The organism is Burkholderia sp. SR8 (assembly GCF_052851275.1).
The window spans coordinates 361,250-373,662 of the sequence record NZ_JAULUC010000002.1 but is presented as its reverse complement, the minus strand read 5'-3'; the positions used below and the strand labels follow the sequence as shown (position 1 = coordinate 373,662).

Here is a 12,413-nt window from a genome sequence, read left to right as displayed (position 1 = left end):
CGACGCCCGGCTTCAAGGCGAACGCAACGCCATCAGCCCCAGGGTGAGCGCGTTCAACGGCATCGCCGCGCTGCCCATCAGGAAACTCGATGCATTCGCGCTTGCGCCCGGCATGTGCAGCAGCGCGTGCACGATCCGCTCGCTCGCATGCCCGTCGCCGTAGGGGTTGCTCGCGCGCGACATTTCCTCGTACGCGCTCTCGCTGTCGAACAGCCGCGACGCTTCCCACAGGATCCGCTCCTGATCCGTGCCGACGAGCCGCGCGGTGCCGGCCTGGATCGCTTCGGGCCGCTCGGTCGTCTCGCGCGTGACGAGCACGGGCTTGCCGAGCGCCGGCCCTTCCTCCTGGATGCCGCCCGAATCGGTGATGATGAAATGCGCGCGCGACATCAGGAACACGAACGACAGATACTCCTGCGGCTCGATCAGATAGATGTTCGGCACGCCGCCGAGCAGCGCGCGCGCCGGCTCGCGCACGTTCGGATTCAGGTGCAGCGGGTAGACGAACTGCGCATCGGGATAGCGGTTCGCGAGCGCGCACAGCGCGGTGCAGAAATGCCGGAACGGCTCGCCGAAGCTCTCGCGGCGATGGCCGGTGATCAGCACGACGCGGCGCGCCGGTTCGAGAAACGGAAAATGTGCGGCGACCTTGTCGTGGAGCTCGGCATCGCGATCGAGCATCCGCTTCACGTCTTGCAGCGCGTCGATCACGGTGTTGCCGGTCATCACGACCGCACCGACCGGCACGCCTTCGCTGAACAGGTTGTCGCGCGCCTGGCCGGTCGGCGCGAAATGCCATGACGACACCGCATCGGTCACGCGGCGGTTCAGTTCCTCCGGCCACGGCGACCAGATGTCGCCGCTGCGCAGGCCCGCTTCCACGTGGCCGACCGGCAGATAGCGGTAGAACGCGGCGAGGCTGACGGCCAGCGTCGTGGTCGTATCGCCGTGCACCAGCACGACGTCCGGATGGAAGTCGTCGAAGACGATGCCGATCGCCTGAAGAATGCCGGTCGTCACGTCGGTCAGCGTCTGGCTCTGGCGCATCAGGTTGAGGTCGTACTCGGGCCTGATGTCGAACAACGTGAGGACCTGATCGAGCATTTCCCGATGCTGCGCGGTCACGCAGACTCTGGCGTCCACATCCTTGCGCGCCTTCAGCGCGCGGACGAGCGGCGCCATCTTGATGGCTTCCGGGCGCGTCCCGAACACAAGCAAGATCTTCTTCATCGTTATCCTCGTTGAGCTTCCTTGCGCCGGAAGATCCGGCACCCGGCACCAAGCATCGTTGCAGGCGACCCGCCCCGCTTCCGCGCGCGATCGCGCCGGCCGGTGCCGGCCGCGCGACATGCATCGGCGTGGCGGGGGAGCGCACCGTTCTTGTCCGCGCGGTCTGCGCCGCGCAATCGTCGGACGGCGGCCGTCCCGTTCGACCTGATCAGTCACGTCATGAGCGTTCCTCGCTGTGTCGATCGCCGCGTTTTTCCGTCACATCGTTCGCGCCGCCACGCGGCCGCGCACCCGACAGGTGATCCCGATTCCGATACAGCAATATTCAAACCAACGGCCCCCGCGGCCGGATCCGGTTCGCGCTGCGCGCGCGGTTCGTTACGGAACGTTTCACAACTGCTACGGGCGCCGCATCGGCGGCACGCAGCGATGCAGATAAACGTTCGACGGTGCGCGCGACCGGTCCGGCCGCGTGGTTCGACGAATGGCGACGCGTGCCGTGTGTCGGCGGTCGCTGTCGGGCGACGCGATTTTCGAAGCGCGTTGAAGGGCCTCGCTCGACGAATTTCATCCGGGCAACGAACGAACCACCATCGATCTGCCGATCGCGATCGTTCGCGACGGATTTCGCCGCCGTGCGGTGTCGACGGCAGCGCGCGGGCCGACCGCTGCGAAATGTTGCGTATCTGTAACGCACGGCCGGCGCGCGGCCGCGATGTCCGCATGGCGGCCGCCGAAGCCGCGCCGCGGCCGGCGCCGCGCGGGGAATCCGGCCGCGGGTGCCGCATGGATGATTCACGATTGATTGCGTGCCGAAGCCGCGTCATGCAACGCGATGCGCGCGCGATCAGCAGACGTTTCGCCGTGCAATGCGAACGGCTCGCGATACGCGGTCGCACGGCATGCGCCAAAGCTGATTCGTCGGTGAATCAAAAAACCGCGGCCGCGACCGGGGGCGCGATCGCCGCATGCGTGCTGCCCTTTGCCGCACGGGGCAGCGCGGCCGATGGCTCGCCCCTTGCTTGTTCTGGCCGGACAAGGCGCACCCCGATGCGGTCGAACGGCAGCGGACGAACCGGGACGCCACAGCAACGAATCCGGAAAGCGGCACGGCACGCTCGTCAGGCGCGGAACATGGCCGCGCCCGCGCGGCGAGCGTGCGCCGCTTGCCATTGACAACCGCGCGACCCACGGCCCGTGCTCCAGCGTTCATCGGCCGCCGTCGCCGGCACGGGGGCAGCACATGAAGAACCGTCGGACGATGTCGCTCTGGGTCGAAGGCATCCTGCTGCTGGTCGTACTTGCCTGCTCGCAGGCGTTGCACGACACCGCATCGCGGCCGGTTGCCGACGCGGTGCATGTCGCGATGCCGGTCGCCGATGCGGCCGAGCATATCGCCGGCTACACCCATGCCGCGCCGCTCGCGCTGCACGCGTCGACCGATACGGAGGCGCTGCTCGAGCCGCCGTCCGTCGACGACCGCCGCATCGCGGTCGATCCCGATACGCTGCTGATGCCGTGCGTCGCGTATCTGTGGCTGTTCACGCTGCTGACCTGCGTGTACGCCGCACGCCATTACGTGTTCAGTCTCGACCGGCTGTTCAAGCCGCAGCACGCGCCTTATCAGACGATTACGCACGGCGAGTGGCCGCGGCTCACGGTATTCGTCGCCGCGCACAACGAGGAAGCGGTCGTCGTCGACTGCCTGATGGCGCTGCTCGCGACGACCTATCCGCGCGACCGGCTGACGATCGTTCCGGTCAACGACCGTTCGACCGACAACACGCGCGCGCTGATCGACGCGGTGCATGCGCTGGCGCCCGACCTGATCAGGCCGTTTCACCGCGACAGCGGCAAGCCCGGCAAGGCGGCCGCGCTCAAGGACGCGCTGCGTTTCATCCGCGGCGACATCATGGTGGTGTTCGACGCCGATTACCTGCCGCGCCCCGGGCTGCTGAAGGAACTGGTCGCGCCGTTCTTCGATCCCGAAGTGGGCGCGGTGATGGGGCGCGTCGTGCCGCAGAACGCCGACAGCAACCTGCTTGCGCGGCTGCTCGATCTGGAGCGCGCGGGCGGCTACCAGGTCAACCAGCAGGCGCGCAACAACCTGAACCTGGTGCCGCAGTACGGCGGCACCGTCGGCGGCGTCCGCAAGAGCGCGCTCGATGCGGTCGGCGGCTGGTGCGACGACACGCTCGCCGAGGACACCGACATGACCTACCGCCTGCTGCTGAGCGACTGGCGCACGGTCTACCTGAACCATGCCGAATGCTACGAGGAAGTGCCCGAGCGCTGGGCGGTGCGCGCGCGGCAGCTGACCCGGTGGGCGAAGGGGCACAACCAGACGCTGCTGCGCCATCTCGGCCCGGTGTTGCGCAATCCGCTGATCTCGCGGCGCTGCCGGCTCGACGGCGCGCTGCTGCTCGGCGTGTTCCTGATGCCCGCGCTGCTCGCGATCGCATGGGCGACCGCGATCGCGCTGTACCTGCTCAACGGCGTCAATTCGACGGCGCTCGGTCTGCTCGTGTCGCTGTTCGCGTTGTTCGGGTTCAGCACCTTCGGCAACTTCGGCGTGTTCTTCGAGATCGTCGTCGCCGCCCGGCTCGACGGTCGCGCGACGCGGCTGCGGCTCGTGCCGGTCAACGTGGTCGGCTTTTGCGTGACGATCGCGGCGGTGGTGTCCGCGCTGTGGGGGCTCGCGCTCGACGCCGCGTTCCGCCGCGAACTGAAGTGGGACAAGACCGAGCGCTTCCGCCGGCAATTGAAACCGGGGCGATGAACGATGACGACCTTCAATGTGATGGTGCCGGTGGCCGGGGTGCTCAGCCTGCCGTTCCTGCCGCTGCTGCATGAGCTGATCCGGCGCAGCGACGTGGCGGCGCTGCCGATCGGCGACGGCCCGTTCGTCGATCAGGCGCTGCTCGCCGCGCGCTGGCACGATGCGCTGCGCATGCACGCCGGCGGCGCGCAGCCGGCCGATCCGTCGGCCGTGCCGCCGTGGCACGCACTCGGGCTGCTGGTGCGGGACGGCGACGAGATTCGCGTCGTGCGCGACGAACACTGCGACGACGTGCTGTATGCGCGCCGCACGATCGCGCTCGACGGCGGCGCGCGCGCCGCGTACGCGTTCGCCGAGCAGCGCATCGACATTCGCGCCGGCGCGACGATCGGCATGCTCGCGCATGCGCCGCACATCGATGTCGAAAGCGCGGTGCTGCGCGGCGTCGTGGTCGGCGGCACGATGTTCCTGCATGGCGCGGGCGGCTTCGCGTGCCTGTACGGCGAACCGATCGTGTTCGGCAAGACGCCGGGTTCGCCGCCCGACGATCCGTCCGCCGTCCTGGCCGCCGCACCGCGGCGCGCCGTGTCGCTCACGCGCCACTTCGCGAAGCTGCCGCATCGCTACGTGCACGGCCGCTACCTGCTGCCGTGCGACGTGCGGCTGCCCGCGCATACGGCCGTGCAGGGCAATCTCGTGGTGGACGGCACGCTCGTGCTCGGCGACGGCTGCGTGCTGCACGGCAGCGTCAAGGCGCATCGCGTCGAACTCGAACGCCACGCGTTCCTGCATGGCAGCGTGTTCGCGCGCGACGACGTGCTGCTCGCGAGCGGCAGCTGCATCGACGGCGTCGTGTCGGCCGGCGGCCTGCTGCGCCTGACTGGCGCGCGCATCGGCGTGGCCGGCCATCCTGTCAGCGCCTGCGCGCGCGACGTCTCGGTGATCGGCCATGCGTGCGTGCACGGCGACCTCGTCGCGTGCCGCAGCGGCTGGTTCCACGCATCCCGTTAAGGAGCGCCCCATGTCCGATCGTTCCCGCCGTCGCGGCTCGCGCGCACCGGTCGCCGCCCTGGCGGTGCTGTGCGGCGTCGCCGCCGGCCCGCTCCCGGTGCGCGCCGCGCAGCCGGACGACACCGGCGCTCCGCCACCCGCGCAATCGACCGACGTCGCGGCGCCCGTCATCGTGCCGCGCACGCTCGACGGGCCCGCATTCGTGCGGGTGTCCGCCGACGGTGTGCCGGACGGCACGTCGCTCGCCGAATTCTCGCCTGACGAAACGAACCGGCCGCCGCTGCCCGACGCCGTGATCGCGCACGTGCAGGCGCCGAGCGAACCGCATGCGGAGCTGTCGCTCGGCGTGTCGAGCGCACACCTGACGCACGGCTACGGCGACTGGTACGGCGTACACGTGCGCGGCGTCTATCAGGACGGCGGGCGCACGATACTCGGCGAGCTGGCGCAACTGCACCGCTTCGGCGAAAACACCCAGCTCGGCTCGCTGACCTACGTGCAGGATCTGGGACCGGACTGGTTCGGCGGCATCGGCTTTTCCGGCACGACGTCCGGCACGATCCTGCCGAGCGCGCGCGTCGACCTGTCGATCAACCGCAAGCTGCTGTCCAACCGCTCGCTGATCGTGTCGCTCGGCGCCGGTTACGCATGGAACCGCAGCGGCCACCGGGACCAGCTGTATCACGCCGGCCTGATCTGGTATGCGCTGCCGAAGTGGATCTTCGAAGCGGGCACGAACTATACGGTCGATTCGCCGGGCTCGGTGAAGGCGCCCCAATACTACGGCGCCGTCACCTACGGCGAAGTCGGCAAGAGCGTGATCGTGCTGCGCGGCGGGTTCGGCCGCGAGGCGTACCAGGTCACCGGCTCCGGTTCGCAGATCGCCGACTTCCGCAGTCACGAACTGATCGCGAAATGGCGCTACTGGGTCACGCGCAAGTGGGGCACGCAGCTCGAATTCGACTACTACCACAATCCCTACTATTCACGGATCGGCGGCGAGCTGAGCGTGTTCTATCGCTGGTAACGGGGGCGGGCGCCATGCAGACGCATCCCGTCCGTCCTCCCGTCGATCGTTCGCTGCGGATCCATCCGCATCCGCAGCGCTGGCTGACGTCGATCGTGCTGCTGACGCCGACGCTCTACGCGCTGCTGTGGGTCGGCTTGCCGCTCGCGTGGCGCTACTGGCGCGCCGTCATGAGCTGGGGCGCACGGCAGATCGATCCGGCGCTGCACGTGATCGTGCTCGGCTACCCGCCCGATGCGCCGCGCGTGCCGCTGCTGTCGATCGACGTCGCCGCGCGCATGCCGAGCGCGACACAGCTTGCCGTGACCGCGGCGATCTGTGCCGCGGGCTTCGGCGCGTCGTTCGTCCGCCGCGCGAACTGGCTGCCCGTTGCATATCTGTTACGTATCGCGAGCTTCACGCAGATGCTGATTTGCGCGTATTTCTGGCTCGCGCCGGGCGCCTTTCCGTACGTGCCGATGCTGCACCTGCGCGACATGTTCGTGCTGCACGGCGCGGCGATCACGCTGATTCCGCTCGTGATGGCCGCGCTCTACTATCCGCTCGATTTCTCGCTGCCGCAGAAGATCGCCGCGTCCTTGCTCGTGGTCGGCTACTTCGTGTTCGCGCTGCCGTTCGTGATGCTGCTGCACGCGGTCGTCATCCATCACGGCTCGCTGCTGTTCCTGCCGTTCTGCTATTTCCTGCTTGGCGGCCCGCTGCTGATCGGCCTGCTCGTCACGCTCTACACGTACTGCGCGAGCTGGCCCGGCGCGCTGACGAATCCGTCCGGCGACCCGCACTGACATCGCCGACAAAAGCCGCCGTATCAGCGATGAAACGATTCGGCCGCGTTTTCGCCCCATCCGCGCGGCACGCCGGCGCACGAAGCGAGCACGACCGGGCCTGCGGCGCCAATGGCACGTTGTTCGCTTGAGTCACCGCGTCGCATCGATGCGTTTTCAGCCGAGAAAGCGGTGCGGTGTGCCGGGGCCGGTTCGCCGGTCCGGCTGCCGGCGGCCGGTGCCGTTCGATGCTCGACGAACTGGGGCAGCTTCACACATCTACCGGGCAAGGCTGGTTGATTTGCCGGCACGCATACCGCTGCTGCCGCGCGCAACCCATTCCTTAAGCGAGGAGCACACCATGTTGGCAAAGTCAGGCAGGTTCTTGCGGATTCTGTTCGCGTTGTTAGCGCTCGCATTCGCATTCAGTCCGGGCGGCGTTCGGGCAGCCACCAATCAGCTGCTGCTGTTGGTGCCCGACACGCTGACGCTGCCCGATCCTCGTGTGTCCGCGTGGCTCGATACCGCACAGGAGGAGGGGCTGCAGATCAAGGTAATGACCGACAGCCAGTTCATGGCTGCCGGGTCGACACTGTCGCAGTACCCGGGCCTGATCTTGCCGGACCAGGTTCATACGACCGCGGCCGATACGCTCGTGACGGCGATCCAGAACTACGCGCTGAACGGCGGCAAGGTGATGCTCGTCTACGATTTCGGCGTGCTGAACTCGGCCGGCTTCTACGTGAGCCCGAAATCGCGCTTCAGCAGCATGGCCGGCGTCGATTACGTACTGTATGACCAATACGGCGGCAACATGATCGGCCTCGGCAACGTGATCGGCATGAGCAGCTGGCTGCGCACGCTGCAGGTGCCTCCCGGCAAGTCGATGGCATGGACGACCACGTCGACGACCACGGCCGCGAGCCCGACGACGTCGTTCGCGTCGACGAGCAGTTCCGGTACGTCGAAGACGTCGGCATCGACGTCGGGCACCAGCGCGCTGTTCCTGTCCGCGAGCCCGTCGAACCCGGGCGGCCTCGCGAATTACAACCACCAGGCCTGGTTCCAGTACACGACGCCGCCGACCGGCAGCGGCGTGCTGAGCCAGACGCTCCCGAAGCTGACCGGCACCGTGACCGGCAAGCTGAAGAAGACCACGTCGTATAGCGCCGGTTCGCTGCTGAGCACCGCGACCGGCACGAAGGCCAACGCGCTCGCGTCCACGCTGACGACCAGCACCGACACGCTCGAAGGCATCTCCGGCTACGTGTACGGCTTCCTGACCTATCCGAGCTTCGTCACGCAGGGCACGTATTCGGGCACGACGATCCTGACGTCGCCGAACTTCGGGCTGGTGTCCGGCTACAACCCGTACGGCAACGGCGGCGTGCTGTTCGTCAACCTGCCGCTCTCGTACCTCGACGGGCAAACGGACGGGATGCTGATCCACGGCTACCTGCATTATTTCGGCACGCAGATGCTGAACCTGCCGTCGCTGTCGCCGCTGCCGAACGCGCAGGCCGGCCTCGTGTTCAACTGGCACTTCTGCGCGGGCGACCAGATCCAGCCGGCGCTGTACCTGAAGAGCCTTGGCGTATGGAACAACGGGCCGTTCTCGCTCGTGGTGACGGCGGGCCCGGACGAGGCAACTTTCGGCGACGGCAACGGTATCAACCTCGCCAACAACCCGACGGCGCAGAACCTCCTCAAGTACTTCATCTCGAAGGGCCATCGCGTCGGCAGTCACGGCGGCTGGATCCACGACTACTGGGGTGCGAATGCGAGCGAAACGAACGCGAGCACGTTCACGCAGTACCTGGTGATGAACCACCAGGCCGTGCAGGCTGCGACGCTCCAGCCGGACGTCGAATACGCGGCGCCGGAAGGCAACACGCCGACCTGGTCGGTGAACTGGCTCGAAAGCAACGGCTTCAACGGCTACTACTTCACCGGCCACACCGGCTCGGCGCCGACCCGCGCATATCGCAACGGCGCGCTGCTGAACCCGGGCCTGTGGGCGTACCCGGTGATGCCGTTCGGCAAGTACGCGACGTTCGAAGAGTTCCAGCAGTATGCGGTGCCGACCACCGACGTGAACAACTGGTACGCCGCGCTGATGAACTTCGTCGTCGCGAATCGCACGAGCCGGCTGATCTATGCGCACCCGGTCGGCGCGTCGTCGTATACGTCGACGCTGTCCGCGATCTTCTCGCAGGCCAACATGCTGAAGATGATGGGGCAGTTCCGCTGGTACACGATGACCGACATCACGACGTTCGACCGGGCGCGCCTGAACGTCACGTGGTCGGCCACCGATACGGGCACCAGCTGGGCATTCTCGGCCAGCCACCCGACGAGCCTCGCGAACATGACGTGGCTGCTGCCGAAGGCCAGGTTCGGTACGCCGGTCATCACGCAAGGCAGCGGGACCATCGGCGTCACCGACTCGACGTACTGGCTCGTGACCGCGAACAGCGGTACCAGCTTCAAGTTCAGCAGCGTCAAGATGCAGTGAACCGCAACGTCGACACGTCAGCCGGACGCGACGCGGCCAACGCCGCGCCCGGCGACGATTGCGCAGCACAACCGCGCAGCACAACCGCGCAGGAGCCCCCGATCATGAACCGGCCCGCGCTTTTCCCGGCCGCCCGCACGTGCGCGGCGGCCACCGCCAGGCTGTTGCGTTTCGCGCGCATCGCCTGCTGCGTCGCCGCGTGCTGCTCCGTGCCGCACGCGGGCGCCGCCGAACTCCAGCTCAACGGGCTGTATCAACGCCCGGACGGCGCGATCACCGTGCGCCTGAACGGCGCCGGCATCGACCCTTACTTCGCGGCGAAGGCGCTGCTGGCCGCCGCCGACACCCGGATGGACGCCCGTCAGTCCGCGCTCGCGTGGATCGCATGGGTATTGCCGCGCCAGCGTCCGGACGGCGGTTTCGATCGCTATTGCGTGAAGAGCGGGCTCGTCAGCTCGTGCGCGGAAGCCGACGCGGACGACGCGATGATGGCGACCTGGATCGAGCTGCTCGCGCGCTTTGCGCCGTCCGACGGGATGCCCGCCGCGTGGGAGGCGAGCGTGAATCGCGCGGGCGCGCACCTCGACACGCTGCTCGACAAGGCGACCGGCGTCTATCAGATCTCGTCGACGCTGCACGTCGCGCTGCTGATGGACAACGTCGAGGTGCACAGCGCATTCCAGGCGCTCGCCGCGTATTACGTGCGTCACGCCGACTACGCGCGGGCGGGGCCGTGGAGCCAGCGGGCCGACCGGCTGGCGTCGGCGATCGTGAAGGTGTTCTGGCGCGGCACGCAATCCGGTTTTCGCGCGAGCACGCAGAAGATCAGCGACACGAGTTTCTATCCGGCGAAAGTCGCGCAGATCTTTCCGATCCTGTCGGGCATCCAGGTGCCCGACCAGTCGAACGAGACGATCTATGCGCAGTGGATGCAGAAGTACGGCAAGACCTGGATGCAGCTCGCCGGCTCCGATTTTCCGTGGGGGCTGATCGCGCTGGTCGCATACAAGATGAACGACTGGAACACCGTTGCCTGCTGGTACGCGCGCTCGGGCCCGTATCGTCACGGCGCGCACTGGAACGTACTGGAGGAGGCGCTGTACCTGGCATTCGAAAGCCGGATGGCCGATCCGCTCGCACCCGCGACCTGCGGGTTCACGACGGCGCAGACAACGGTGACCGGATCGCGCTGATACGACGGCGCACGGTCCATGAACGGACAAAGGGAAGGAGACGTGTCATGTGTGGCATCGTCGGCGCGGTCGCGCAACGGAACATCGTTCCGGTTCTGATCGAAGGGTTGCGCCGCCTCGAATATCGCGGCTACGACTCATGCGGAGTGGCGACCGTCGTCGACGGTCAGGCGCGCCGCGAACGCAGCGTGTCGCGCGTCGCCGATCTCGACGCGCACGTGCGCAACGCCGGCCTCTGCGGCAGCACCGGCATCGCGCACACCCGATGGGCGACGCATGGCGCGCCCGCGACCTGCAACGCGCATCCGATCTTCTCGCGCGACGAGATCGCGCTCGTGCACAACGGCATCATCGAGAACCACGAGACGTTGCGCAGGCAACTATCCGACGAGAACTACGAGTTCGACGGGCAGACCGATACTGAGGTCGTCGCGCATTTGATCCACAGCAAGTATCGCGGCGACCTGCTCGCCGCCGTGCGCGATGCGACGTCGCAGCTGCACGGCGCGTATGCGATCGCGGTGTTCAGCAAGCACGAGCCGCAGCGGCTGATCGGTGCGCGTGCGGGCTCGCCGCTGGTGGTCGGCCTGAAGGACGACGAATGCTTTCTCGCGTCCGACGCGCTTGCACTGGCCGGCGTCACCGATCGCTTCATCTTTCTCGAGGAAGGCGACATCGTCGAACTGACGCCGGGCGGCGTGCGGGTGCTCGCGCGCGGCGGCACGCCGGTCGATCGCCCGATCCAGACCGTCGCGTCGACGCAAGGCGTCGTCGAGCTCGGACCGTACCGGCATTTCATGCAGAAGGAAATCTTCGAGCAGCCGCAGGCCGTTGCGGCGACGATTCCCGATGCGGGGCTGTTCGATCCTGCGACATTCGGCCCCGATGCCGCGCGCGCGTTCGAGCAGATCGACAACGTGCTGATCCTCGCGTGCGGCACGAGTCACTACTCGGGGCTGACCGCCCGCCGCTGGCTCGAGACGATCGCGCGGCTGCCCGCGCAGGTCGAGATCGCGAGCGAATACCGCTACAGCGATGCGCTCGCGCTGCCGAATACGCTGGTGGTCAGCGTGTCGCAATCCGGCGAGACCGCCGACACGCTCGCCGCGCTCAAGTACGCGCAGGCGCTCGGCCATGTCGACACGCTCGCGATCTGCAACGTGCCGACCAGCGCGATGATGCGCCAGACCGGGCTGCGGTTTCTCACGCGCGCCGGCCCCGAAATCGGCGTCGCGTCGACCAAGGCGTTCACGACGCAGCTCGTCGCGCTGTTCATTCTCGCGGTCACGCTCGGGCGACTGCGCGGCTACGTCGACGATGCGCAGCTCGCGCGCTACACGATGCAACTGCGACGGCTGCCCGCCGCGCTCGAGGACGTGCTCGCGCTGGAGCCGCAGATCGAGCGCTGGGCGGCGGAGTTCTCGCGGCACGAGAACGCGCTGTTTCTCGGACGCGGGCTGCATTACCCGATCGCGCTCGAAGGGGCGCTGAAGCTGAAGGAGATTTCGTATATCCACGCGGAAGCGTATCCGGCCGGCGAACTCAAGCACGGGCCGCTCGCGCTCGTCACGCACGCGATGCCGGTCGCGACGATCGCGCCGAACGACGCACTGCTCGAGAAGCTGAAGTCGAACATGCAGGAAGTGCGCGCGCGCGGCGGCCAGCTGTACGTATTCGCCGATGCCGATACGCGGATCGACAATGGCGAAGGCGTGTCGGTGCTGCGGATGCCCGATTATTACGGGCTGCTGTCGCCGATCCTGCACGTCGTGCCGCTGCAACTGCTCGCGTATCACGCCGCGTGCCTGCGCGGCGCGGATATCGACAAGCCGCGGAACCTGGCGAAGTCGGTGACGGTGGAGTGACGCGAACTCGGCCGGTCGGCGGTTGCCGA

Annotated in this window: 8 protein-coding genes; 7 read left to right on the top strand and 1 reads right to left on the bottom strand. The window is 67.7% G+C overall.

Going from position 1 to position 12,413, the window contains the following annotated elements:
* Nucleotides 1–12 precede the first annotated feature (12 nt).
* Entirely contained in the window at nucleotides 13–1,230 is a 1,218-nt protein-coding gene (wecB, locus tag Q3A80_RS03935; protein WP_446327753.1) for a non-hydrolyzing UDP-N-acetylglucosamine 2-epimerase, read from the bottom strand.
* A 1,243-nt stretch (nucleotides 1,231–2,473) separates the two neighbouring features.
* On the opposite strand from wecB, the gene Q3A80_RS03930 reads away from it, so the two are divergent.
* The 7 genes from Q3A80_RS03930 (at nucleotide 2,474) to glmS (ending at nucleotide 12,384) form a co-directional block, all read left to right on the top strand.
* A complete protein-coding gene (locus Q3A80_RS03930; protein ID WP_446327752.1) occupies nucleotides 2,474–4,009 on the top strand; it encodes a glycosyltransferase family 2 protein in 1,536 nt (511 codons plus the stop codon).
* A gap of 3 nt (nucleotides 4,010–4,012) precedes the next feature.
* Nucleotides 4,013–5,020 (top strand): polymer-forming cytoskeletal protein, encoded by a 1,008-nt coding sequence (locus Q3A80_RS03925; RefSeq protein ID WP_446327751.1) that lies wholly within the window; start codon nucleotides 4,013–4,015, stop codon nucleotides 5,018–5,020.
* A gap of 10 nt (nucleotides 5,021–5,030) precedes the next feature.
* Nucleotides 5,031–6,047, top strand: coding sequence for a YaiO family outer membrane beta-barrel protein (locus Q3A80_RS03920; RefSeq protein WP_446327750.1), 1,017 nt, complete (start codon nucleotides 5,031–5,033; stop codon nucleotides 6,045–6,047).
* Nucleotides 6,048–6,061: 14 nt separating this feature from the next.
* The gene (locus Q3A80_RS03915; protein ID WP_446327749.1) at nucleotides 6,062–6,832 is read left to right on the top strand and encodes a hypothetical protein; all 771 of its coding nucleotides are present in this window, start codon (nucleotides 6,062–6,064) and stop codon (nucleotides 6,830–6,832) included.
* Nucleotides 6,833–7,172: 340 nt separating this feature from the next.
* Nucleotides 7,173–9,326, top strand: coding sequence for a polysaccharide deacetylase family protein (locus Q3A80_RS03910; protein WP_446327748.1), 2,154 nt, complete (start codon nucleotides 7,173–7,175; stop codon nucleotides 9,324–9,326).
* A 104-nt stretch (nucleotides 9,327–9,430) separates the two neighbouring features.
* Nucleotides 9,431–10,519 carry a hypothetical protein gene (locus Q3A80_RS03905; RefSeq protein ID WP_446327747.1) on the top strand — a complete coding sequence of 363 codons (1,089 nt, stop codon included), beginning with the start codon at nucleotides 9,431–9,433 and terminating at the stop codon, nucleotides 10,517–10,519.
* Nucleotides 10,520–10,566: 47 nt separating this feature from the next.
* Nucleotides 10,567–12,384 carry a glutamine--fructose-6-phosphate transaminase (isomerizing) gene (gene glmS / locus Q3A80_RS03900; RefSeq protein WP_446327746.1) on the top strand — a complete coding sequence of 606 codons (1,818 nt, stop codon included), beginning with the start codon at nucleotides 10,567–10,569 and terminating at the stop codon, nucleotides 12,382–12,384.
* Nucleotides 12,385–12,413 lie beyond the last annotated feature (29 nt).

Excerpts from the sequence above, each read along its gene's own strand:
- Q3A80_RS03925 (WP_446327751.1), top strand. The coding sequence starts at position 4,013 with ATGACGACCTTCAATGTGATGGTGCCGGTGGCCGGGGTGCTCAGCCTG.
- Q3A80_RS03915 (WP_446327749.1), top strand. The coding sequence starts at position 6,062 with ATGCAGACGCATCCCGTCCGTCCTCCCGTCGATCGTTCGCTGCGGATC.
- glmS (WP_446327746.1), top strand. The coding sequence starts at position 10,567 with ATGTGTGGCATCGTCGGCGCGGTCGCGCAACGGAACATCGTTCCGGTT.
- Q3A80_RS03910 (WP_446327748.1), top strand. The coding sequence starts at position 7,173 with ATGTTGGCAAAGTCAGGCAGGTTCTTGCGGATTCTGTTCGCGTTGTTA.
- Q3A80_RS03930 (WP_446327752.1), top strand. The coding sequence starts at position 2,474 with ATGAAGAACCGTCGGACGATGTCGCTCTGGGTCGAAGGCATCCTGCTG.
- Q3A80_RS03920 (WP_446327750.1), top strand. The coding sequence starts at position 5,031 with ATGTCCGATCGTTCCCGCCGTCGCGGCTCGCGCGCACCGGTCGCCGCC.
- Q3A80_RS03905 (WP_446327747.1), top strand. The coding sequence starts at position 9,431 with ATGAACCGGCCCGCGCTTTTCCCGGCCGCCCGCACGTGCGCGGCGGCC.
- wecB (WP_446327753.1), bottom strand. The coding sequence starts at position 1,230 with ATGAAGAAGATCTTGCTTGTGTTCGGGACGCGCCCGGAAGCCATCAAG.